Here is a 24588-nt window from a genome sequence, read left to right on the forward strand (position 1 = left end):
TGAATTTTGAAAGACAGGGGAGAATCACGATGAAGCCAGTAAGAATTGGCGTGGCTGGGCCCGTCGGTTCGGGTAAAACCACCGTGGTAGAATGGCTTGCCCGGGCACTACGGGACGACTACAGTATTGCGGTTATTACAAATGACATTTACACACGCGAAGACGAACGCATTCTCGTGAGTAGCCAAGTGTTGCCAGCAGAACGTATTCGGGGAGTCGAAACGGGGGGATGCCCGCATACGGCGATTCGCGAAGATGCCTCGGTGAATCTCGATGCATTAGATGAATTATGCGTAACATTTCCGGATCTGGATATCGTGCTTATTGAAAGTGGCGGTGACAATCTTGCGGCCACTTTTAGTCCTGAGTTGGCCGATTTTGTTATTTATGTGATTGATGTAGCGGCTGGGGAAAAACTTCCGCGGAAAGGAGGGCCTGGAATTATTAAGTCCGATGTCTTGATTATCAACAAAATTGATCTCGCTCCCTATGTGGGAGCCCGTCTTGAGGTCATGATCCACGATACGGAACAAATTCGACAAGGGCCCTATGTCTTAACGAACTTAAAAACTGGCGAAGGCTTTGAACAATTGCTGCAGCTTGTGCGAAGTGAAGCATTATTTGAAGAGATGACAAAATCGATCTCAAATGGGGAAAAAGATGGCCATTAGTCGGCAACGTATTCATGTTTATCCGCACCGGATTGATACCTATTTCGAATCCCCGTTGCATCTGTTTATACTAAATCATACGTCTCCTTTTCACGTTGTGAGTGCGGAACTCGGAGGAATTTTGGAAGAGGATTTTTTCGAAACGGAAATTATTGTAGAGCCTCACGCGAGCTTATGGTTGAGTACACAAGAAGCCACCAAACTGTTAGCGATGCCTAGTGGATCGGCGCGTCATGACTGGCATATTATTTTAAAAGATCATGCGCAATTGGTTTCGATTCCGCATGCGATCATTCCGTATGCGCAAAGCGATTATACCCAAATAGTCACCTGTGAGTTGGGGCATTATGCGACCTTGATTTGGGCAGAAGAATTGGTTGCGGGCCGAATCGCCCATGGAGAACGATTTCAATTTCGCCATTTTCACAGTCGATTGACGGTGATGCAAGGACATTCTCCCGATCCTGTCTATCACGAAAAAGTATGTTTCAAACCCTTTGAGCAAACGCTTCATCACGATGGGAACTGGGAACAATTCACGGCTTGGGGTTCTTTGTTGGTTATGGATTCGGAGCACATTGCATCATCACCAGGTATGTTACCACTCGATTATTCGCACGATGTGCGCCGTGCTCCTTACCAATTTGGTCACGAATCTAGGAGCGACAAGACATCAGAAATGCCACGGCAATATCAGGGAATCTCGCCCATTAGGGGAGGATATTTATGGCGAATGATGTCAGAAGAACCCCAAATAGTTCATGACTCTCTTCACAAGGCTATTAACCAGCGCAGGGATACTCACACGTCAAATTTGGTTTTTCCTTGAAGGACTCAATTCTCTGAGACGAACTAAATTCTCGGCTCGTCCTCAACCGGTACCAAATCTAAAGACGGGAGTGTTTCCCACGAAATTTGTCCGGTAACCATAAGGCCAGTCAAAATTTCCCATAGGGACAATGGATCATGGATATTCCATCCGGTCAACTCTTCAATTTGTTTCAGTCGGTATTTTAACGTCCCCGGATGAATATATAAGCGAGCGCTGGCTTTTTTAATGGACATTTGTGAGGTGATGTAAGTTTTTAATGTGGTAAGAAGGTCGGTATGATGCAAGTGGTCTTCCTGTTCCAAAGGCTGTAACAATTTTACGCAATATGCCTTAAATTCTGGGATCTTGTGGTAATACGGCAATAATCGGATGCCGGGCATGGAGGAAATCGACAGCGGTTTGTTGATTTCATGTTCAAATGCAAATCGTGCGGATTGAAGCGCCTCATGAAAAGCATAAGGGAAATCTTCGAGATGGGCGACATTTTGGCTGACGCCGATTCCTAGTGGCATAGGTAGACTTTGTCGAATAATCTCTGTCCACGGATGCAACACGGACTCGGACAAGGCCTTAGGCATCAATCCTACTAAGACATCTTGAAACCAACCCACCAAAATGAGTGAATGGGAAGCATGCATCCGAGTATGTTGCTGTAATCTCAACATTGTCATGTCACGATCCCGAGCCTTTACATCGGGATGGTAGCAGACAACAACTTGAGCAGGACACAGTGAGGAAAGATGACAGAATTGATTCCAGCGTTCTAATAGCTCATCTTTCTTGTCATAAGCCGGACTCAATAAGATCTTCAACAGTTGCTGACCTTCGTCCCAACTTACGGGAAGAATTTGCGTTTCAGCCCAACTCATCGCTGTCAATCGTGCTAAAACAGGAAGCCAGCGTACGATATCTTGCGAGTGAGCCGTTTCAGGTTGAATAAATAGCCTGCCGACGAGTTGATTACGCCAGTAAACAGGATGGCTTAACGCAATATGGGTTTCATGAGGCGCCTTTCCCCATATGGGGCCATTGTTGTGTTCTTCTAGCCAAATCGGAGCATTTAAATACGATTCTAATGCTGCTAACAAATCCGGTAGGGACTTGGGGCCATCCGTTAAAAGGGAAGACAACTCGGTGGAAAGAGGGAGTGTGGGGAGTTCTTCGGTGCGTTCCCAAAACGCGGCTGAGACCGGTGGGTAATCGGTGGAGGCGACATAGGGAATGGTTACAGGACCTGTGGGAGGATGGGTCGTGACCACCAGACGACAGGGTTGATCATCAAGGGCCCAAGTTTGTTCCATACTGACCCAAATAGGTTGACCCGTCAAAGCCGCTGTTGAACCCAAGACATGGCAGGTTAATAAACATAAACGGGGATTGGCCCGGCTTAAGGCGGCAATAGGACAAGCGTCGATGTTTAGGGTAATTTGGTCATCATCTTGGGTAATATGAACTTCGGCACCTATGGCTTGCTTGAATTTCGCTACCGCTTGCACGGCCTGAGACAATGTATGCACGGGTAAATGGTTGTCGGCAATCCACTGTTGCACCCATTTCGCAATACGGTAGGATTTTTCGACCGCCCGCATTTGCCCAGATAATTCAGGTGATGATTTAGCGAGAACACGCTCTACAAATTCTTCACGCAATGTCATAGGCCACCCTCTTTCTTTGCGAAGCCGGGATGCGTCTTAACGATCCCTTTGACCATATGGACAAAATTCGCATGTGAATATGCACTACTTAATCAATGACGTAGTATGAAATGGCTATTAACATTATACATGCATGACCGAAAAGTAAAAGGAGGATGGAAATGCTATACGAAACCTTGGATCAACAAATCAAGAATTATGCCGATTGGGTATTACGGCGTCAGCGGGGCATTCCCAATAACCGGCGGTTATTTGTTGTGGCGTGTATGGACGAAAGATTGCCAGTTGAAGAAGCTCTAGGAATTGACAAGGGTGATGCCCACATTTTTCGCAATGCGGGCGGACTAGTCACCGATGACGTCATTCGTTCCGCCATGTTGACGACTAATTTTTTTGGTACCGAAGAAATTATTATTGTCAATCACACGGAATGTGGGATGATGTCAGCGAAAACTGAGACATTAGTGCAAGCCATGAAGGACAAAGTGGGGAATCTTGAGCAAGTGGCTCTTGATCCCTCGCTTCCCGAATTGACATTGACTGATCCGAATGCCTTTGGACGGTGGATTAAAATGTTCGATGACGTGGATGCGATTTCGGAGGCGCAAGTAAAATTTCTGCGAAACCATCCCTTTATTCCGGCTCATGTCAGTATTCACAGTTACGTCTATGAAGTGGAAACAGGTCGCTTACGTAAACCTCATGAACGTCTGGCAGAACACGTCAATGACGCGCGGACGATGATTGAACATGCCTATTTAGCCTAGCTGTAACGATGGCCAAAAAACAGGGAAAGAGTGTTTCCCCTGTTTTTTGGCATACTTTAAGCCGTCCGCGATTCTTTATTCTAATGAGTTCTGGTCAGTTTTGGTAAGTTTTGCATAGGTGAACTCTCTTTCTTATGACGGTATAGAGTATAGCAACAACCGTATTGAGAAAGGTGAGGAAAAACCATGCGGATGAACGCACGGGACTTCGGTGTCTTTGCTGTGCTGAGCAGTCTCATCGCCTCATTATTAACTGGATGTGGCCAAAACGCTGCCAAAAATAGTGCGCCGACTCCCTCCACAACTTTAGCCAAAACGGCTATCCATTTCCCGGGGGGAAGCGTTAAACCTTTGGCTCATCCCATCACGGTCTATGTCGCGGATGACAAGGATCCCGCAGGAGCCGGCATTATGTTAGCGAATGCATTAGGGTATTTTAAGCAACTGGGGATTCGCATCAAATTAGAAACATTTAATTCTGGAGCTGACGAGTTTAACTCCTTGGCCGCCAATCAAATCGATGTTGCCCGGGGTCTCATCTCGGCGGCGTTTTTCAACTCGTATTCCCAAGGTTTACCGGTCTATTTAGTGGCTGATGGCGGGCATAATTTGCCGGGAAGACCGTATTTTGCCCTGGTTTTGCGTAAGAGCTTACAAGGTCGCATTAAAACCTATTCACAGTTAAAAGGACTAAAAATTGGTCTGGTATCCTTTGGCAATGTCAACCAACTGTATTTAGATCGGGCTTTGGCTAAGGGTCATCTGACCAACCACGATGTACATCTGGTTGTTGTCGACTCGTTTTCCGATTTAGTCACAGCCATGGGCAATGGGGCGGTAGATGGTGCCATGTTGGTAGAACCTGATATTTACCGTGCGACATCAGAAGGCATTGGCTTTGTGTTTAAAGACCCAACACAATATGCTCCGCGGGAAGAAGCCTCCACATTGATGTTTTCTTCAAACTTTGTCAAGGATACCCCCGTGGCACGGCGGTTCATTTTAGCGTATCTGGAAGGGGTCCGGTATTTTGACACGCACTTTGTCTATTCTCATCAGGGAGAAAATACCGTACTGAAAATCATTAGCCAGGATTCCGGGGATCCGGTATCATTACTCACTCACATCAATCCCGCAGGACTTTCTCCCTACGGCACTTTTTCTGTAGCTCAAGTTCAGCAAGATGAAAATTGGTACCAACAATATGGGACGGTGACCCATAATGTTCCTGCCACCAAATTAGTTAATTTAAGTTTTGTCAAATGGGCGGACAAAATTCTTGGGCCATACCATTATCCGAAGCATTCCCATCAATCATAATCTTGGAACCATGGAAAATGTCGCGAGGAGGTATGTTTATGGCCCAAAGTATTAAAACGCAAAATCCTTCAGATAATTTCCAACTCGTAATGCGTAAGCCTTCTTCAGGTCATAAGTCATGGACATGGGGTTTAAGGCATTCCATGAACAATCGCCTGATCCAACTGGTTTCACCCTTAATTCTTTTGATTGTCTGGGAAATGATTGTCCTCTTGGGCATGGTGAACGCGAAATTCTTTCCTACACCAACCCAAATCGTCGGATCATTTTGGCATCTGGCGACCACTGGATTATTATACCTTGATTTAAAGGCTAGCTTGTACCGGATATTGGCAGGTTTTTTTCTGGGCGCTATTCCCGGCTTGATTCTTGGTTTATTAATGGGATTATTTCCTTTCGTCCGGGCGGTTTTAGAGCCGGTGGTTTCGGCTACCTATCCTATTCCTAAATTAGCTCTGCTGCCGTTATTTATGCTGATTTTCGGTATTGGTAATCTTGAAATGATTTTGGTTATCGCAACCGGAGCCATTTATCTGGTGTTAATCAATACGGTTTCTGGGGTGTTAGAAATTCCCTCGATATATTGGGATGTTGCCAGAGATCTCAAAGCGAGTGGGTGGGACCGATTTAAAACGGTGGCTTTGCCTGGAGCGTTGCCACTTATTTTTACCGGTCTACGGTTGTCGATGGGAATGGCTGTCCTTTTGATTGTCGCGGCTGAAAGTGATGGAGCCAACCATGGCGTGGGCTTTTTGATTTGGCGAGCCTATGATATCTACAATATCCGTCAAATGTATGTGGCGTTTGTCCTCTTATCGTTAATGGGGTATCTCTTAACATTGATTATCAACGAAATTGAGCATCTCGTCGTTAAATGGCGGTAAGTCACGATAAAGCCGGAGGGATGATCATGTCTGAGCCTCGCGTAAGCATCGAAGTCAAGCATGTGAGTAAACGATTTAAAAGCCGACAGCAGGAAATGGAGGCGATCACGGATATTTCGGTGAATGTTATGGCGGGTGAATTTTTTTGTGTGGTAGGTCCTAGCGGGTGTGGGAAAACGACCTTGTTAAGGATTTTGGCGGGATTGGAAACACAAACAGCTGGAGAAATTGTCTTGCATTGGCAAGAGGGGGGAAGACCTCTTACCACCATGGTTTTCCAAGAACCATCGGCATTTCCGTGGATGACCGTTCAACAAAATGTGGAATATGGACTGAAGCTTCGTAAAGTGCCCAAGAGTGAACGCCAAGCTACAACCCGTCACTGGATTAAGAAAGTGGGCTTAGAAGGGTTTGAGCATCATTATCCCTCCCAGTTATCAGGAGGAATGAAACAGCGTGTGGCCATTGCCCGCGCTTTTGCTAACGATCCCGAAATTTTGCTGATGGATGAGCCGTTTGCTAATCTGGATGAACAAACCAAATTAATCATGCAACAAGAACTGATTGAATTATGGGAAGCAAATCGAAAGACCGTGGTTTTCATTACCCATTCAATAGACGAAGCCATCGTTCTCGCAGACCGAGTCATGGTATTAACGGCCAGGCCCGGACGAATAAAGCAAATTTTTTCTGTAGATTTCCCCCGCCCTCGCCAGATTGCCGAGTTGCGTTCTCACCCGAAATTTGCTGCGCTCTTTAGTCAAATTTGGACCCTATTGCGCACCGAAGTGCCCCAAAAACGTGAGGAAGTCCTATAACAACCTGATATCCCCGTGTTCAAAATGCTTGCAATGGCTTAAATGCCACCATCAATGATTTGTTTTTCTAGATGCATTGTTACAACCCAATTGGGCACATCGACGATTTCCGCAATCTTTAAATCAGCAGCTACACTGGTGAGAAGATAGGCATCTATAGCTGGTAATCCCGTACGGTGACAAATTAAAGAAACCATATGGCGTGTGGCTTGGCGAGCGGCTTCAAATAAATCCGGTCCTATACCGGTCGTGACCCACGCGTGGCCATGTCTTTGAGAGTGGGGAGGAGTTTCGAGTTGCGGTAACGTGACGGAAAAATTCTTTTCTAAATGAACACGAATTGTAACCATCGCGTTAGTTTCGATGGCTGTACCAGCCACTTCCCCATCCCCCTGGGCCGCATGGGTATCGCCTAGGGATAAGAGCGCACCTTTCACCGCCACGGGTAAATACAGGCGCGATCCAGCGACCAAGTGCCGAATATCCATATTGCCGCCCTGTGCGCGAGGGGGAACTAAAGAATGGTCACCGTCTTGTGGAAGAGCCACACCGATAGTGCCAATAAATGGCTGCACAGGAATGCGTAATCCCGGTAAAAGTTCCGCATACTGGTCCGTGATTTGCGAAATGCGTAAATGAGGATGAGGAAACATGTCCTGTAATAATCCAAAGCCGGGAATATTGGCGGTCCATCCCCAATTGTCGACATCGACAGCTAAAATGTCTACGACAAGGGTATCCCCCGGTTCGGCATCATCGATATAAATCGGTCCTGTCACGGGATTAACCCGGGAGAAATCGAGTTGACGGACGTCCTCAGTTTGTGAGGTAGGGCTAAGTTGACCGCCCGAGGCATTTGTGATCTCAACCTCAATGGTGGCATGATTGGGGACATGAAGAACGGGTTCCAAATGATTATTCCAGACAAGATGAGCTTGTGATTTGGATAAATGAAAGGACAGCACGAAAATCCTCCTCAAGTCAGCGAAGTGGGTTCATCCAATAATGGATATTGGATTTAGTTAATCACAAGCAGATCTTTCTCGACAAGGGCAGAATAAGAATTGCTCATTCCTGCCCAAGGTTTCCCAAGGCACTTGACACTTCGTGAAACACTATGGCTCTGGGGTACCGGACGAATGGGATGTGGATTGGGGCAACCGTGCTGTAACATAAGCGGCAATCATCCAAATGATAACAAAAACCGCTGTTAAGACACCGCTTTCCCATATCTGTTGAAAGTTGGGGTGGCCTTCCACGGTTAAGAGAACCAAAAGGTGACGAACCGAGGCTAAAGAAGCCAACGTGATGATCAATTCCGGGCGAATATGGTGGGTCGATTGCATGACCCTAGCTGTGTGAGCGAGCTCAGCAAAGAGAAAGGCTAACATTAAGGGGTCGATGCTAGCATGTAAAGCCGTTAATAGATGATGGGCATTGACAATCCACAGCCAAAACGTGTCGGCCAACACCAGTACAGTCGCGATGGTAAATGCGGCCGTGACGCTACCCCATAGCCAAGATTCAAACATACAACGCTTCGTGGTCATCATCCTTTTATCAAGAATCGTGGTCGCCATCATACCATAGAATTCCGATAATGTTCAAGATAATAAAGAATTATTGGACGATGATCTGATATTCCTGAGATTTGTGGAATACAGCATGAACATGAGTGTGGCGCTCATAATGCGTATTTCTAAAAAATCTGTTAGGGTAACAATATGGAGATCTTCATGGATGACGCAAAAAGGGGGATCGTTTCGGGTGGATCGAGATACCAAAAAGTTTTGGCAAGAACGAAAACGCCAAATGTTAGCGGGCAACCGTTCTCGACTGGGCCCGAGCGGATGGAATAGCTCTCATCGCGTGACCATCGCGTTGATTGCGATCGAAACCGTGGGATGGATACTTGAGTCGTTTTTTCCCGGCTTGGTTTTACATCTATCTGAGTCTTTGGGCCGTATCGCCCTCATCGTGCTGGCGACCATCATGCCCGGAAGTCTCTTAGGTTTGATTTTTGCGGCGTTCTTTATTTGGATTGTTGGATCGCAATTAGAAATTGTAGCACGGCCATGGCAATATCTCTTGGTCTTTTTCGGCTCGGGAATCGTGGGTTCCACCGTGATGACCATTATGGGAGGGCTGGGAGGAGCGTTGGCAGCGTTTGGCTTGGCTGGCGCCTATGTCTATGCCATGTCCCGTTACAACTATGGCGCTGCGGTACAATGGGCGTTATTTCTCTTGCTGATTAATGTGTTATTGTCGGGATTTCAGCCTGCGATTTTGCTCGGAATGGCGGGATCATTTGGCACGGGATTAGGTTTAGCTTGGACCACGGGTATTGGCGAAAGGCGATAATATAATAGTCCAGCTCTCCGAATTAAATCGGGGAGCTGAATATGACATTCTCCTATTCGTTTTCGATGGGTATCGATTTGCTGGTGCGTATCGCTGTCTTAGGAACGGTTACCGTTAACACTCCATGTTTCAAGGAAGCGCGCATGTGCTCTGTATCGGCATCTTGAGGCAAGGGAATCTCGCGATAAAATTTTCCATAAATCCGTTCGGTTCCATACATACGTGCGCGGTTGACACGGTGTTCTTCCTGTTTTTCTCCACTTAAAATTAAGGTGTGATCCTCAAGGCTTACGCTCATATCTTTAGCGTCAACACCGGGTACATCAAAGCGCACATAATAGTTTGCGTCATCTTCTACCAAGTCGGCTGCTGGGGTGAGCAACGTATCATAGGTCATGCCATCATGAAACCCCCAATTGAAAGTGCGTGTTAAACTATCGAATAGTTGGTTCATATCATTTTGCAGGCGAATAAACGGATCACGAACGTCGATAGTTTGTTGAGTTCTCCGAATCGGAAACAGACTCATAACAACCACCTCCAATATCTGTCTTTGACTTTAGTTGACCTTTCATCTTTATAATAATCGCTTGGAGATTATTGTCAAGAAGGGATGTGAAATTTTTAATGCCAAATTCTTTGCTTGTTGCTGCGGCTTCGACCATTGAAGATCTCGAATTCCTTCGCGAGAAATTCGCGGACAAACTGGGGTGGTGACGTGATGGTTTCGCGCGGTAAAGAGTATCATGTCTCTGATTTGTCTGCATTTGTTGCAAAGCGAGAGGATGAATATGCTGGAGCATTGACCTATCGGGTCGCTGACGGAGAATCGGAATGTGTAACACTAAATGCTTTATACAGTTATCAGGGGATTGGCACCGCGTTAGTCTTGGCATGGGAAAATTGGGCCCGGCAACATCATATTAAACGGTTGTGGCTCATCACCTCGAACGATAACTTAAACGCGCTGCGCTTTTATCAAAAACGTGGATTCCGGCTTTGTTGCCTATATCCGGGGGCGATTGATGTCGCACGTCGTCAAAAACCTTCTATTCCCCTGTGGGGCGATGAAGGAATTCCCATTCACGATGAAATAGAACTCGAAAAATGGCTGATACCATGAACAGTCATTATTCAAAGCTTTCTTAGCATTCCTTGTGTTTAGGAAGAAGGGATGATATAAATATCGGTGCATAAAATAAAAATTTTATTCACCTAGTTAATAAGCACTATGAAAAGTGATGGCGATATTATAGAATGATCATTATCCAATGCCCGAACATTTTTTATTATCAGACTTGGGGGGGGTTATGATGGCCATTCTCGTTGTCGTCCTCACCGTAGCTTTTACACCTATTTTCATTGCTCTTTTTGGTCCTGGCCTATGGTCCTTCGTTAAACATCTTGTATGGACGGCTTTAATTCATCCCTCAAACCAGGTGATTGTATTACCAGGGGGATGGCGCCGTAAAGCGGCGTGGTTTGTCCGCCCTTCCAAAAAACCACTACCTTCCGAAGAACGAGATGTTTCCTAAGAACGTCTGTCTTATGACTGGGCCCATGACGGCAGGGGAAGCGGAAGCCCTTTATTGGGAGGCATTAAGAGATTGCCTTGTGTTAAAAAAGACGGCTCGGGATTAATGATGAGATACGTGGGAATCCATTTGCCCTGCCACTGCCAAAGACTTACGAGCTGTATCCACCCTAATGTGCGAGATTTCACGAGAATCCCCAGAACGATGGTGTGAGGACGGGTCTGCATGGCCATCATAAACCCTGCCACCAAAGCGTTTGGGGTTTGATTTTGATACCATGAGGAGACAGATGGCGAAAGACTAACATGGGCGGGTGGGGCTTTACGTTGTATGAAATTACTTGTCCAACTCAGCATCATACGCCATGGCAAGGGTAGTGAACTCATAGAATGTGATGACGCGGTAATGGGTTGCCATACGATCTGCTTTCCCTGGCTTTGACCAAAATACATCGTCCCATGGATCAAGACAGGCCAGATCCACCATGTTTGCTGGGGATCTTGTGGGTTAGCAACAATCCACGGGAGCCAGGCTGGTTTCGAAGAAGCTAATACCTTAGGAATTCCGTGTTGAATCCACTGGTGGGTCCATGGGGTATAGGGATCACTGATGCCTAGAACCTGTTTATGTGCATGAACTTCAACCTGCGGCGGGGTGCGTTGATGTTGATCCCACACCACGATACTGCTTAGGACACCGATTGTAAAAAAAACTGCTAGAATCCATTTTTTCTTCATCGTTCGTTCCCCCAAATGCGACACACTGCGGTCTTGATTATAGTACGAGACGTCAGAGGTATTTTGATGGTATGTCGCGCGACCCATTTATGGTATCCATCTGCGATATCCATATGGCTCGAATGATCAGACGATTAAATGAGATGGATGTAGCGTTCCACAGGCAGAGAGAAGACAATGGCGCCACCCACCAAGACAGTTGTGGGATACGCATAAATATCGGGATGAAGGGTTGTGTAACCTCTTTGTGCGAGGATCTCACGTTCTTGGCTATGTTGTTCAACGATCGACAAAATGGAAGGGATCGTGGTGTGATCCGTTCCAATCATGAAGGTCGTATTTCCCAGGTTAAGAAAAGCGCCCCGGCTTGTGATTTGTGTAAAGCGAATATGGTTCTGGGTTAAGGCTTTCGCTACAGCTTGAGCGTCTGGGGATTGGACAATAATAAAGAGCAAGCGATTGACAATCATGATCGTCATCCTGTCTTGTGCATTTGAGCGTTTGATGGTATTACGCCTGATTATAGAAAATAATGACAGTCAATCTGTATCTATCATAATCGAAACCGTATCAAGGGAATAGGGGAGAAATATCATAGAAATAAGACATTTCGTGTCCCCTGAAATCAAAGGGAAGATATCTTTTTACCCGTTACCTTTTACAATGTTTGCCCCTGTTGCAATAAATACATCTTGTAATAAAGGCCTTGGCGGGCGAGTAACTCCTGGTGTGTTCCTTGTTCCACGATTTCCCCATGATGTAACACGATGATAAGATCGGCATCTTGGATTGTTGACAGCCGATGGGCAATAGCGATGGTAGTGCGTCCATGACGCATTTGTGTTAGTGCTTGTTGTATGGCATCTTCTGTTTCGGTATCGACATTGGCCGTCGCTTCATCAAGGGCCAAGATGATCGGACTCATCGCCATCGTTCGGGCAAATGAAAGTAATTGGCGCTGGCCGGTTGATAAAGTGGCCCCCCGCTCTCCAATGGGCGCATGATATCCTTCTGGGAGCTGGCGAATAAATCTATCGGCTTGGACAAATTGTGCTGCTTGGACGACATCATCATCTGAAATGAAGTGATTGCCTAAACGAATATTGGACGTAATATCCCCGAAGAAGAGAAAGGGTTCTTGTAAGACCAAACCAATCTTTCGCCGTAATTCCTGCGAAGAGTAGTGGCGTAAATCGACACCATCAATATAAATGTGGCCCCGTTCCACGGGATAAAATCGCATGAGTAAATTGATGATAGAACTTTTGCCACTCCCGGTATGCCCTACAATCGCCACCGTTTGACCGGGATGGGCAGTAAAACTGATATGCTTTAGCACATCAGTTTGGCCGTCATAAGAGAAAGATACATCGTCAAAGACGACTTCACCCTGAGTAATCTGGGGCTGGTCTTGACCGATTTTTCGAGGAGCTAATTCGTCGTGGTCGAGAATTTGAAAAACACGTTCAGCTGATACCATCGCCTGTTGAAAGAAATTCAACCGTTGCATCATGTTATTAATGGGTTCAAAAAATCGGCTTAAATATGCCACAAATGCATAAAGCACACCGATATTGACAGCGTGTGCAAAAGAGGTGATGCCAAAATACCAGAGAATGAAAATGAGAGTTAAGGAGTAGATGACGTCATTGAGGGGACGCAACAACAAGCTATTTAATTGCATGTTACGAAATCGTGCCCTGCGGTAAGCATCATTGATTTGTCCAAATTCCCGGCGCATCCTATGCTCCTGGCGCATGGATTGAATAATTGCCATCCCTTGCAATGACTCATTCAGTTTGGCGTTAAGTAAGGCGAGTTGCTGGCGTGCACGATGAAAGACTGGCGAACTAAATTTCCGGTATAGGGCCATAACCCCCATCAAGACAGGCACTAAGATGAGACAGTACAATGCTAAATGGGCATTTAAGGAAAACATGGCGATCAGAATGCCGCCTAAGACTGTGATGTTTTGGACAAAGGTCGACAGCACCGTCATGAACATGTCCAAAATGGCTTGGGTATCATTCGTAATCCGAGATACAATGACCCCAACGGGCGTGCGGTCAAAAAATGACAGGGCAATATCTTGCGCCTTATCAAATAATTCAATACGCAAACGTTGGATAATATCGAGGGCGAGAATTTGAAACAGTTGTAACTGGATGATGTTAAGGACAGCGGTGACGATGACAAGGCTCAGATATAATGCCCCCAACTCTGCTAATACGACCCGGGGAAAATGCCGGGGAATCAGATATTGATCAAGGAAAATCTTAATCAAAATGGGCTGCACCACATCGGTCGCGGTGGCTGCCAACAACACGGAAAACGCGATAAGCAATTTTTGACGGTAGGGAAGCAAATACCCTAGCAACCGACGAAACGTTCCTATCGGCACCGTTATGGGTGAAGATTGATCACGTTCGAGGATCATACCTCAATGCCTCCTTGCTCGACTTGAGTTTCAAGTTGCTGGCGCCGGTACATGTCCCAATACCGACCCCCAAGAGCCCATAAACTTTCATGCGTTCCGCGTTCGACAATGGTGCCATTTTCGAGCACAATGATTTGGTCTGCGTGCTCTACCGTTCGCAAGCGGTGGGTGGCGATAATCGTGGTTCGTCCTTGCCGATTCTTTTTAATACTGTCTAAAATGTGGGTCTCTGTGCGGGCATCGACCGCTGAAAGAGTGTCATCAAGCAACAAGATTTCAGCATTTTGGAGCAGGGCTCGCGCAATGGATATCCGCTGCTTTTGTCCCCCCGATAAATTCGTTCCGCGTTCGCCTACTACTGTTTCAAATCCTTGAGGAAATTGTTGAACATCCTCAAGAATACTGGCGAGATAGGCCGCATTCACAATCTCATCATGGGTCGCATCGGGTTTACCAAAGGCAATGTTTTGAGCCACAGTTTCTGAAAAAATGAATGCATCTTGGGGCGCATACGCAATGCTTTGGCGTAAGGCATCTAATGTGACGTCATAAATCGATACATTGCCTATGAGAATATCGCCTTCGCCAGTCTTCAGATCAAATTCGCGCAGGAGTAAGCGCATCAATGTGGTTTTCCCTGATCCGGTACGGCCGACAATGCCGAGCGTTTGTCCTTTCTCAATCTCTAAGACGATGTCTTTAAGAACGGGACGATCATTTTCTGGATAACAAAAGTGATGGATATCAAAGGCAACCCGGCCCGTCGGCACGACATCCACCGCGTGTGGACGATTTGTCACTGCTGGTGCGATTGCTAACAAATGTTTAACGCGTTCATATGATGCACTTCCCCGTTCGACGATATTAAATAAGAAACCGAAAGCCAACATAGGCCAGATTAATTGACCGAGATAGAGTGTAAAAGTTGTTAGGCTCCCTAAATTTAATGATCCATGCACGACAAACCATGCCCCAACCGCAATAGACAAAAAGTACGAGAGTCCCACAATGACCGAAATGGTTGGGTCGAAGAGGGAGTCGATGCGGGCTACGGCCACACTTTTGTTGACAACATCACGGGAAAGAGCCACGAAATTCTCCCGTTCCCACTGTTCTTGACCAAATGCACGCACCACGCGAATTCCCGATACATATTCTTGAACCCGGTCATTGATGTCAGAGAACGCGGCTTGCGCCAGATAGAAACGGTTGTGAAGCATCTTGCCATAGCGGGTGACAGCATAGGCCATGAGGGGCATCGGAAGCAATGAAATTATCGTGAGTTTCCAATTAATAAAAGCCATGGTCGTAATGACGACAGTGCCGGTCGTAATGGAATCCACCAATGTGAGTACGCCTTCAGAAGCTGTGTCTTGAATCGCTTGTACATCATTGGTTGAGTGGGCCATCAGATCGCCGATGCGTTTATGGTGGTAAAATTCCGGAGACATCAGAGTGAAATGATCATAGAGTCTGGTCCGAAGCTCCGCGCCTAATTGAATGGCTCCCCCAAATAGCAAAATGCGCCACAAATACCGAATGACATAGGTGACCAAAGCCGTGATCAAAATAATGAGCAGGTCATCGTAAAGTTTTCCGCGCGTGAGTGTATGATGCGTTAAATTGTTAATGATCAGTCCAACAATACGCGGAGGAATCAAGGATAATAGGGCAACCATCATAAGAAGCAAAATGCCCACAATATAGCGAGTCGGATGACGGCGGAAGAACCACATCAGATCCAAAAAAACGCGCACGACATTTGTCCTTTCTGGTTTTTCAACCACAGGAAAAACACCTAAAGTATTGTCACATAACAGCTAGCTTGGACTATCGTCGTCACTATGTTATGAACCCATATCGCCATGCCATATGTTGAGGGTTCATCGATTCCGCGAAAGTTCACTAAACCCCATCCAGTGAGAAAGCGAGACATCGATTATTTTATCACTTTGTTGAATCGGATCTGCTAGGATTTAGGGATTCTAAGCCTAAAGACTTAACAAGTTTCTTTATTTTTTGGGAAATTGTTCGAGGCCTGTTGAACAAGAATGAAGAGTTTTACAGTAATGACTTACAGTTGACGCCATCAGGATAAGAATTCAATGCCATGTTAACTAATGAAGTGGGCACAATATATCGGAATAATGTTTATATGAAAATAACATTTATGTAACCAGGCTAAAATGGCGCATAAACGCCTAAATGGCCCCTAATTCAGTGATGAATAGTACTTGGGCAAGTTAAGTTTATCAAAATATAGCACGATGCATATTCTGGTCTTGAGGCCGGGGACGTTGACAGAGAGAAAAGAGCCGAGAAAGTCGGCTCTTTTTAATTTCGACATCGATGTTTCTTTTGTCTAGTGTGAGGAAAACCACCAATGATTTGGCAAAAATACTGCACCTGCGGGATCGAAGCTCTTCGCAACACCATGGAGATTTTTACTGTGAACAATGATTTGTGCCGGGTCGGGAATAAATAAAACTGGTAACTGATGGGCTGCGAAATTTTCATAGCTATACATTCTTTGTAGTGTTTGTGCCGTGGTGCCGGGTTCATAGGTACCTTGGATCAACTGATTCATCTGGAGGCTGGAATAACTCCCCATATTTTCCGAACCCGTGGAGCTAAAGAGACCACCACCACTGGGATATCCTGTGCCGTATGTCCATCCTCCGACGGATTGATCCCAATCAATCATGGCCCATGAGGAAGCGTTGGAAGCCCCGTGGCTAACGACCTCATTAAAAGGCTCGGAGACTAAATTGACTTTGATGCCTTCTTGCGCCCAGTCGTTCTTTAGGAGTTCTGCTAAATCAGTCCCAGCTGTACTTCCTGATGCATATATCAAAGTGAACTGCAGTTTAATGCCGTTTTTAGTCATGACACCATTTTGTTCATGCCATCCGTGTTGCTCGAGCAAGGTCTTGCCTTTTTGAGGATTAAATGGGTAGGGATTGGTATTTAACGCTGGGTCAAAAAATGGTGTTTTAGGTAAGGGTGCTAGGGTTGTATCATCCATCACAGCATAACCGTGATAAAAATCTTTGATAATCGCTGGTTGATCAATGCCCATTTGTAGGGCCTGACGTACAGCAAGACTCTGAAAAGCTTGACCGATGCCACCTGGAGCGTGAGGATTTTGGTTGGGAACGATGTAATTAAATCCGATAACATATTCAGGTATGACGGTATCACCAGTTAATTGGCTTTTAGCTGACAATAAGGATGGAGGAAGAGAACCAGCATTTAAGGTCCCTGTTTTTAACGCAGTAAATTCGTTGGAGGCAGAGGACTCATATTGATATATCACCTTGCTTAAGGACGATTGATGTCCGTCGTAATGCAAATTGGGAACAAACGACCAATAGTTGTTGGGCGCATAACGACTAAAATGATATGGACCATCAACGACATCAAACGCTGCATTTGTTGGAGAGTTGGCAATACTCTGGATGTACTGAAGTTCTTTATTCATATTATGAGGATACCTATCCCAGACGGATTTGGGAGCTGGGATAATTTGCCCCAATCCATTGCGAATGAACCATGCGGGGTTTCTTGGTGAAGAAATTTTTACGATGACAGTATAAGGTCCTTTGGCTGTTACGCTTTGCCATAAAGTGGGGAAACCGCCAAATCCTTCGCCCCAAAACGTCCAAGGAGCCGAACTTTGACTAGCGGCTTTCATAATTTGCCATGTGAACACGACATCTTGGGCTGTTACGGGCTGTCCATTAGACCAGTGCCATTTCGGATTTAAATGGATTGTGTATATGTCGCCAGCCGCATTGGTAGTAATGGACCGAGCCAAGGACCGTGCATAATCCAATTGATCGTGACCATTGACCGTAATTAAGGGCTTGTACATCATTAATTCTAATTCTTCGTTGGTGACTGTGTCAGTTACTTGAGAACGGAGAGGGAAAAACCATGTTGGTGATTGCTGAGTTGTTAACGCTATCACCGCCGTTCCACCCTTAGTGGATGTAAGCTTAGCTGAACCTGTCGGATGAGTGGCAGATGTTGAGTTGCCACAACCGGCCATGATAAGACTCAACATTAACGTCGATGAAAGCAAAGTCGATGATGTCCAACGCATGCGGTATCTGGATCTCCTTTGACTATATGTTGTGGTGAGTGTAAAGGCGAGAATAAGCTTCGCCCACTAGGAGTTAAATCTGAAGTGTTTGAACTTGGAAATTCGTGTTTCAGAATGTTAATAAAACAACAAATTAAGCTTATCATATTGTGGCATAAGATTCTGTCGACTTTTGGCTGTTTATCTATAACCGACGTTGGTCATTAAGACATGGAGCCAAGTTATTTCCACTATGGGAAATGGGCTTGGCTCCAAACTCATGGATGAACAGCGAAATGGGCATTGCAGCAATTCGATGCTTAGTGAGTTAAGGCTTCAATATCTTGCGTCAAGTTTGCCACATCAGGACTTCCCAATCCCGTAACTCGGTTATATCCTAACTGATCATAGTAGAACCAGTTGTTTCCTTTGGTAATCGCGTGAAAAGCTGGATATAAAGTGTTTTCAGGGCTTTGGAAGACGGCATAGAAAAGAGGGTTAGCGAATCCAATTTGGGCATGTAGTGCGCTGTCCATTACGGCAACAATCCCTGCCCATTGTGGAGACGCAAAGGATGTTCCACCTGCTCCATTTATCCACCCTTCGCCATAAGGTGTTCCAGGACTTGTGTCATAGACGGCATACCCTGTAAAGGGATCGGCGTTAAGAGCGACATCTGGTACATTGCGTCCTACCGTGTCGGGGAATAAGGGTCCGTATTGATAAAAGGGACGACGGAAAACATCGGATGTTCCCCCGCCTGATCCTATGGGGAAAACGGCTTGAAAGAATTGGGCCTCGGTAGTGTATCCGAAATTCGCGTAATACGGCAATAAGTAGGACCAACCCCACCCGTGCTCTGTTCGCATGGGAATGGAACCGCCAGGAATGGGCACTTGGCCATTAATGGGCAAGGTGGTCCCACCGGCTGCCGTAATATAAGGTGACGAGGCTGGAAAATCCACTGAAGGGGCACTGATAATCGGATAGCCGTCATAAGCCCCATAATCTCCTGATGCGCAGAACAAGGATTGTCCTTGGGCAGCCCCTTCCATAAAGATATTGTTTATAGAAAAATCATACGCCGGAGTAGCCAATAATTCGTCCTCACCCCAACTGCAGGACATGATTTGTGCCTGGTCCTGGCTGACCACGGCATTGAAGAGATCATAAAATCCTTGCGAGGTGTTCGGGGCTTCATAGACTAAGATATTAGCCCGAGGAGCCAAAGAGCCCGAGCGTTCCACATCCAATGTGGTTTCGATTCTTCCAGAACCTGGACCACTATCCCCAGATGGAAATCCTCCATCAACCGGCACAATGTTTACGGTCGCTTGCCCCCGGTTAATGTGATAGTACTTCCAAAAATACTGTGCGTCGGATAGCTGGAATGTGGCCAAAGTGGCAATAGCAATTGTCTCGTGTTGCCCCAGTGCTTTCTTTTGATAGAGTGGGGTGATCTGATACGCTTGAGCAATTTGTTGGGGGCTGTATCCTTCTGGGGTAGTGGTCGAAGTCTGGGACGAGGATGAGTGAGTCAGATTAGAAATGGTGCTGAGTGCAGGATGAAATGCATGATAAGTGGTCAGTCCAATGAACCCCGCGATAACATTGGCCACATTAGCGGGCAAACTGGGGTCTTGAGTATTTGCTGCAAAGACTTGCTTGCCATGGCGGTAGCGCATCATCTGCACATGCAAAGCTTGTTCGATTTGGCCATAGGTTCCACGAAACGTTAAGGTATTGTGATTGGAAGAAACAGACTGCAAAGCTATGCCAAACTGCGCAAAATATTGTGTGACTTGGTGGATTTGATTCGTTGTGGGTCCAAATTCTTGGGTGAACTGGGCTGGGCTCAGAAAATGGCGATAATTTGGAGACGAGGGTGAATAGAGAGTTCGAATGAAGTTTTTGAGTTGATTGACATGTTGCCAATTAAGGGCTACCTCAAAGGTTGTCGTGACCGAAGATGACACTGGTCCTTGTAGAGTCGATTGTTGCAGGAGCTGATGAGCAACATTGTGATGCATTACCGAGAGAGTCGGCTTAGACGCGGCAAGGGTTGTGGATGCAAAGAGTAAAACGCTTGCCATAGTCGCTGAAGACAGCATCAAGATTTGGCGTTGTCTCATGACGAAACCTCCTATCTGAATTGTTCGACGCCGATATCGTGTTATAGAGTTAAAAAGACCGCGAGTTAATAGGGTTTGCCATGCTATCTGAATTCTCAGTTCGAAGTTCCAATAGGAAGAATTCGTAGTTGGCAGTCATATTCCTTTAGTCCCTACGAATTTTCGTCCGACATTCTCCGACGGATTTTGCGCAATAAAGAATCTATTCACAGATATGGCGGTTACTGGCGCGACTTGGGAGGTTTGGGTTTTCTCAGTGGAGATAAGGTGCCTAAGGCGATAAATGTTCCGATAACAAGAAAGAGGATGCCTAAGCCCATAATCTTGGCGCGGAATGGGAAAATAGCGGTGGAGATGGTGCCAAATCCTAAAATGCCAAAGACGCTACCTAAGGTAAACCGAATGATGGCGAGCCATCGTTTCATTATTTTATCGCTTCCTCATGATACGGTTATTTAATGGCCATGCCGATTTTCGCATGAGTTTCTAAAAATCATGGTATCACAATAGGGTGTTTCACAGTATACCTCGAATGCAAGACGTGCGCTTTTCCCTTCGTTGGCTAGCTGGAGAGTACGTTAAGTGCTAGATGGTCTTAGGTTTTTTTGCGGAGCGATTCCTTCGCCATTGCAATAGGGGTATTCCCGTCGAATTGGTAAAATAGAAGAAAGGATGTTGAGATGACGGTAAGACGACTACCTGATTCATATGTGATGAAAGGCAGGAACCAATGAAAATGTTCGCTATGGTTATTGATCGCTACGGTCCGCCAGAGGTGTTGCATGGAGCATCGATTAAGGTAACATCTCTAGGACCTTTTGATGTGCTTATCAAGAATTATGCAACGTCTGTAAACCCTGTCGACTGGAAAGTGCGGCAAGGATTTTTGCAAGCCAGACTGTCACTTAAATTTCCCGCTATCCTAGGATGGGACGCGGCAGGGGTCATCGAACAGGTCGGTGCTGGCGTAAGCCGTTTTCAGGTTGGCGACAAAGTATTTACCCGCCCAGCCATAGACAGACCCGGAACCTACGCGGAGTATGTTGTAGTCAATGAAAATCTGGTGGCGGAAAAGCCAACATCTTTAAACTTTCTTGAGGCGGCGTGTGTTCCGCTAGCGGGCCTGACGGCATGGGAAGCCCTAGTGGAACACGCCCATATCCGTTCTGGGCAACGTATCTTGATTCACGGGGGTGCAGGAGGTGTTGGAGGTTTTGCTATCCAATTAGCCAAGGCCATGGGACTATATGTGTTGACCACGACCCGAAAGGTTAATACCGAGTATGTGACAGCTTTAGGTGCGGATGATGTGATTGATTATGAGTCACAAGCGTTTGAACGAGTTGTTGAGGATGTTGATGTAGTCCTGGATACTATCGGGGGAACCGTTCAAGAAAAAAGTTTTGGTGTGCTAAGACCGGGCGGTATTCTGGTGTCGATTGCGCAACCGCCAGATCAAAAGCAAGCCGAAGAGCATCACGTAAAAGCGGTCTGGTTCTTTCTCGAACCCGATGGGAAGAAATTGCAAGCGCTTGGCCAACTATTTGCCGAAGGCAAGATGAAACCGACGGTCGGGAATGTTTTTGCATTACGTGACATTCAAGCTGCCCATGTATTAAGTCAAAGTGGGCATAGCGTGGGTAAAATAGGCATTGTGATTGATCCGGAAATGGCCTATCAACACTAACCCGTCATCAGGTAATGATCCGTCATCACGCAGTAAAAAAAGGAGTCATTATGGCTGTCATTGGACGCGCTTCCACTGTGATTGTCTATCGCCACACATTAAACGGCTATGAAGTGCTCATGACAAAGCGCTCTAGCCACGTGACATCTTTTCCCGGGTATTGGGTCTTTCCTGGAGGTAAAGAAAGTGCGGAAGATCGTTTGATTGCAGCCACTCTTCACAAAGCCGTCCAAATGGACTTATTTATTGATCAAGAGGAATTTCAACAATCCATGGGCGACTATTTTCTAAAATCGATCGGTGTGATTCCTACACAAGAGAAGCCAAAGAGCTTTCAGTCCTTAGAATGGCTGAGCCTGTTAGTGACAGGACTCAGGGAGTTGTGGGAAGAAACCGGATTGGCATATAGTCTTCCTTGGCTGACGGACGGTGTTCGACATGCCGTTCAATCTGCGTTGTTAGAAGGTGAATCACTCCATCAATTGATGGCCCGATATCATTATGGCCTAGACGTTCAAGCATTCACCGCCATTGGACGGATTACCACACCCAATTTTGGCGAACAGGTGAGACGGTTTGATACGGCGTTCTTTTTAGCACGGGATCTGCATCAATCTCCCAGGCTCACGGCTTCTGAGGTGACTCAAGTTGAGTGGGTTGGTCCCCAAGCCGCATTAACACGGTTCAATGGCTTATTAGCCATTCCAACTCGGTACATTTTGATGCAATTGGCACAAAGGTGGAGAGGCGAATCGTGAACACCACACTGATTTTAGTGGCAGAAGGTGTCTGGCAAACTCCTGTAGCCTCCAAGACGTTGCCGCCGTACGACCACACCCATTGTTATTGGATAGACACCGGTCAAGGTTTTATCTTAATAGACACGGGAGATGGGGTATTAGGTACCCAACAGCTTTACGAAGCCTATGTGGCTTTAGGGAAGCCACCTATGCAGGCTGTGATAATGACTCATGGACATCATGACCATGTCGGCGGGGCAAATTGGGCTTATGATCAGTGGCGGACTCCTATCTGGCTGAATTTTAAGGATTGGGAGCTTTTGCCCGAGGTTTTGCAATCTGCTTCTTACTGGCAAGATCTTGGGACCATACGTTCTAAAGAATTCTGGGGGATGGAACTCATTGATGCCCCTGGACATACTCCTGGACAAATCAACCTGTTTTTACCGAAACATCGGCTTTTATTTGCTGGAGATAACCTGTTAGGCAATAGTACGAGTGTCATTACACCGCCCTATGGACACCTGCGCACGTATTTGCGAACTCTTGATCGGTTAGAACAATATGACGCGCAAGTCGTGCTTCCAGCCCATGGTGATGTCATCACCAATCCAGCGCGTTATATCACACTGTACCGCCGTCACCGCGCAGAACGTCTAGCCCAAATTCGGCATGCTTTAAAGGCTGGCCCATTATCTGCCCAGGAACTGGCTCAAGAACTCTATCCAGGAACTTTACAAATTTTGGGAGAACGAATGATTTTGTCTCATTTGCAATATCTTGTGGAAGAGCAAGAAATCATCTTATTAGAAGATGGGATCCACTATCGCCTTATTGCACCCTAAATTTCTTTCAGCAGGGTTCTCTATGGACTTGACCTATAAATATTGCACCAAGACTCACTCCTATTGAACCGCAGGTTTCAGAAAAACCATTTTACGACGATACCAGCTTTCTTCTACCAAATTTCTACCAACGTTATGGTAATATATGGGAATTATCACGAATAGGAAAAAGAGAGCCATTTGCTATTAGTAAATGCTTTCGTCAAGAAAAATGTTCGTGATGACTTGTTGTCCAAAATTTACCATAGTGCTACAATAAATTTGTTATGTTTTAAATAGTCTAATTTACAAGAAATATCAGGTATGAAGCTCAAAGTCCCGCGGTTAAATGTCAAGAACCGATCAGCTTAGGACAACGACGAACAGGGCCAGGGCAACATAAACCTGCCTAAAAGGAGGTGGTAGATAATGGCAAATCAGTTGTCAATCCCTTTAGTGCGGCATCAACTTCCTTTCGTCGTAGATTTGGCCCCGGGTCAGCATCCCGTAGACCACGCCGACCAACTTGCGTGCCGTCAAGACCAACGCCCGCTTATGTGCGTGGTGCGTGGCTTCGTGGTACTTCTTCTCGTAAAAGGTTTTGAACTGCGGGTCCCGCACCCGGACCCTCTCCGCCGCTTCGATGAAGTAGTACCGCAAATAGACGTTCCCCGTCCGCGTCAGCGGACGGATGTCGGCATCAAAATTCCCCGATTGATGCGGGCGCCAGGTCAGCCCCGCATATTTGGCCAAGGCATTTTCCGACGGAAATCGTTCGATGGGACCGATTTCGGCCAAGAGGCCCGCGCCATAGACCGGACCAATCCCCGGAATCGTGGTCAGGGTTTGGCGAAACGCCTGCATGTCACGGGCAATCACTTTGTCCAGCGCCTGTTGTTGATGTTCCAAGGCCCGGATGGTGTCCAAATGCAGGACCAAGCTTTGGTGCCGCGCGTCCTGCTCGTCCGGATGCAACCGAAAGGCGCGCCGCGCCAAGCGGTGCAAGGTCTGCGCAATGTCATCGGGCGCTTTCAGCCGTTGGCGACCGGCCGCCGCGATTTCCGCCACCAGATCCGCCAGCGGGATGGCTGCCAGCGTATCGGG

At 46.4% G+C, this 24588-nt stretch carries 24 protein-coding genes; 12 read left to right on the forward strand and 12 right to left on the reverse strand.

What is annotated here, in order from left to right:
• Positions 1-29: 29 nt before the first annotated feature.
• Entirely contained in the window at positions 30-671 is a 642-nt protein-coding gene (gene ureG / locus B8987_RS10010) for an urease accessory protein UreG (protein WP_020375999.1), read from the forward strand.
• Positions 661-1500, forward strand: coding sequence for an urease accessory protein UreD (locus B8987_RS10015; protein ID WP_176213216.1), 840 nt, complete (start codon positions 661-663; stop codon positions 1498-1500). Before ureG ends, B8987_RS10015 begins: the two co-directional genes overlap by 11 nt.
• A gap of 23 nt (positions 1501-1523) precedes the next feature.
• Here B8987_RS10015 and B8987_RS10020 read toward each other — a convergent pair whose 3' ends face one another.
• Complete coding sequence (locus B8987_RS10020) at positions 1524-3158, reverse strand: helix-turn-helix domain-containing protein (RefSeq protein WP_028963243.1); 1635 nt, start codon at positions 3156-3158, stop codon at positions 1524-1526.
• Positions 3159-3319: 161 nt separating this feature from the next.
• Between B8987_RS10020 and B8987_RS10025 the strand changes: the two genes are divergently transcribed.
• The 4 genes from B8987_RS10025 to B8987_RS10040 all read left to right on the forward strand — a co-directional run bounded on the left by B8987_RS10025 (position 3320) and on the right by B8987_RS10040 (position 6947).
• Positions 3320-3925 carry a beta-class carbonic anhydrase gene (locus B8987_RS10025; RefSeq protein ID WP_020376002.1) on the forward strand — a complete coding sequence of 202 codons (606 nt, stop codon included), beginning with the start codon at positions 3320-3322 and terminating at the stop codon, positions 3923-3925.
• A 186-nt stretch (positions 3926-4111) separates the two neighbouring features.
• A complete protein-coding gene (locus B8987_RS10030; protein WP_084661420.1) occupies positions 4112-5245 on the forward strand; it encodes an ABC transporter substrate-binding protein in 1134 nt (377 codons plus the stop codon).
• 38 nt (positions 5246-5283) lie between these two features.
• Positions 5284-6129: an ABC transporter permease gene (locus B8987_RS10035; protein WP_084661421.1), complete on the forward strand. Its 846-nt coding sequence runs from the start codon at positions 5284-5286 to the stop codon at positions 6127-6129.
• A 26-nt stretch (positions 6130-6155) separates the two neighbouring features.
• Positions 6156-6947: an ABC transporter ATP-binding protein gene (locus B8987_RS10040; RefSeq protein ID WP_084661422.1), complete on the forward strand. Its 792-nt coding sequence runs from the start codon at positions 6156-6158 to the stop codon at positions 6945-6947.
• A 38-nt stretch (positions 6948-6985) separates the two neighbouring features.
• Here the strand turns inward: B8987_RS10040 and B8987_RS10045 are convergent, their stop codons facing one another.
• Both B8987_RS10045 and B8987_RS10050 read right to left on the reverse strand, forming a co-directional pair.
• Positions 6986-7912, reverse strand: coding sequence for an acetamidase/formamidase family protein (locus B8987_RS10045; protein WP_020376006.1), 927 nt, complete (start codon positions 7910-7912; stop codon positions 6986-6988).
• Between the two features lie 150 nt (positions 7913-8062).
• Positions 8063-8479, reverse strand: coding sequence for a phosphate-starvation-inducible PsiE family protein (locus B8987_RS10050; RefSeq protein ID WP_084661423.1), 417 nt, complete (start codon positions 8477-8479; stop codon positions 8063-8065).
• Positions 8480-8687: 208 nt separating this feature from the next.
• Here B8987_RS10050 and B8987_RS10055 point away from each other — a divergent pair, with 208 nt between their 5' ends.
• The gene (locus B8987_RS10055) at positions 8688-9308 is read left to right on the forward strand and encodes a hypothetical protein (RefSeq protein ID WP_020376008.1); all 621 of its coding nucleotides are present in this window, start codon (positions 8688-8690) and stop codon (positions 9306-9308) included.
• Positions 9309-9360: 52 nt separating this feature from the next.
• Here the strand turns inward: B8987_RS10055 and B8987_RS10060 are convergent, their stop codons facing one another.
• Positions 9361-9837 (reverse strand): Hsp20/alpha crystallin family protein, encoded by a 477-nt coding sequence (locus tag B8987_RS10060; protein WP_084661424.1) that lies wholly within the window; start codon positions 9835-9837, stop codon positions 9361-9363.
• Positions 9838-10029: 192 nt separating this feature from the next.
• Here B8987_RS10060 and B8987_RS10065 point away from each other — a divergent pair, with 192 nt between their 5' ends.
• The gene (locus tag B8987_RS10065) at positions 10030-10431 is read left to right on the forward strand and encodes a GNAT family N-acetyltransferase (RefSeq protein ID WP_084661425.1); all 402 of its coding nucleotides are present in this window, start codon (positions 10030-10032) and stop codon (positions 10429-10431) included.
• 187 nt (positions 10432-10618) lie between these two features.
• Positions 10619-10843, forward strand: a complete 225-nt coding sequence (locus tag B8987_RS10070; RefSeq protein ID WP_139793521.1) for a hypothetical protein — start codon at positions 10619-10621, stop codon at positions 10841-10843.
• Between the two features lie 11 nt (positions 10844-10854).
• Here the strand turns inward: B8987_RS10070 and B8987_RS10075 are convergent, their stop codons facing one another.
• From B8987_RS10075 to B8987_RS10105, 7 genes are all read right to left on the reverse strand, one after another.
• A complete protein-coding gene (locus tag B8987_RS10075) occupies positions 10855-11667 on the reverse strand; it encodes a hypothetical protein (RefSeq protein ID WP_020376012.1) in 813 nt (270 codons plus the stop codon).
• Between the two features lie 47 nt (positions 11668-11714).
• Positions 11715-12050, reverse strand: coding sequence for a cyclic-di-AMP receptor (locus tag B8987_RS10080; protein ID WP_020376013.1), 336 nt, complete (start codon positions 12048-12050; stop codon positions 11715-11717).
• 188 nt (positions 12051-12238) lie between these two features.
• Entirely contained in the window at positions 12239-14017 is a 1779-nt protein-coding gene (locus B8987_RS10085) for an ABC transporter ATP-binding protein (RefSeq protein ID WP_084661427.1), read from the reverse strand.
• Positions 14014-15774 carry an ABC transporter transmembrane domain-containing protein gene (locus B8987_RS10090; RefSeq protein WP_026040755.1) on the reverse strand — a complete coding sequence of 587 codons (1761 nt, stop codon included), beginning with the start codon at positions 15772-15774 and terminating at the stop codon, positions 14014-14016. The genes B8987_RS10085 and B8987_RS10090 overlap by 4 nt, the downstream gene beginning before the upstream one ends.
• 605 nt (positions 15775-16379) lie before the next feature.
• Positions 16380-18122, reverse strand: a complete 1743-nt coding sequence (locus B8987_RS10095; protein WP_084661428.1) for a peptide ABC transporter substrate-binding protein — start codon at positions 18120-18122, stop codon at positions 16380-16382.
• Positions 18123-18421: 299 nt separating this feature from the next.
• Positions 18422-20233, reverse strand: coding sequence for a S53 family peptidase (locus B8987_RS10100; protein WP_084661429.1), 1812 nt, complete (start codon positions 20231-20233; stop codon positions 18422-18424).
• Between the two features lie 221 nt (positions 20234-20454).
• The gene (locus B8987_RS10105; protein WP_020376019.1) at positions 20455-20658 is read right to left on the reverse strand and encodes a hypothetical protein; all 204 of its coding nucleotides are present in this window, start codon (positions 20656-20658) and stop codon (positions 20455-20457) included.
• 305 nt (positions 20659-20963) lie between these two features.
• Here B8987_RS10105 and B8987_RS10110 point away from each other — a divergent pair, with 305 nt between their 5' ends.
• From B8987_RS10110 to B8987_RS10120, 3 genes are read left to right on the forward strand one after another with little or no spacing between them, the layout of a single operon-like run.
• The gene (locus tag B8987_RS10110) at positions 20964-21920 is read left to right on the forward strand and encodes an NADP-dependent oxidoreductase (RefSeq protein ID WP_242940657.1); all 957 of its coding nucleotides are present in this window, start codon (positions 20964-20966) and stop codon (positions 21918-21920) included.
• Between the two features lie 50 nt (positions 21921-21970).
• Positions 21971-22678 (forward strand): NUDIX hydrolase, encoded by a 708-nt coding sequence (locus tag B8987_RS10115; protein ID WP_084661431.1) that lies wholly within the window; start codon positions 21971-21973, stop codon positions 22676-22678.
• Positions 22675-23505, forward strand: coding sequence for an MBL fold metallo-hydrolase (locus B8987_RS10120; protein ID WP_020376022.1), 831 nt, complete (start codon positions 22675-22677; stop codon positions 23503-23505). Before B8987_RS10115 ends, B8987_RS10120 begins: the two co-directional genes overlap by 4 nt.
• 432 nt (positions 23506-23937) lie before the next feature.
• On the opposite strand, the gene B8987_RS19645 is transcribed toward B8987_RS10120, so the two are convergent.
• On the reverse strand, positions 23938-24552 hold the full coding sequence (locus B8987_RS19645) for an IS110 family RNA-guided transposase (RefSeq protein WP_176213217.1): 615 nt from the start codon (positions 24550-24552) through the stop codon (positions 23938-23940).
• Positions 24553-24588 lie beyond the last annotated feature (36 nt).

The organism is Sulfobacillus thermosulfidooxidans DSM 9293 (genome assembly GCF_900176145.1).
Taxonomy (GTDB): Bacteria; Bacillota; Sulfobacillia; order Sulfobacillales; family Sulfobacillaceae; genus Sulfobacillus; species Sulfobacillus thermosulfidooxidans.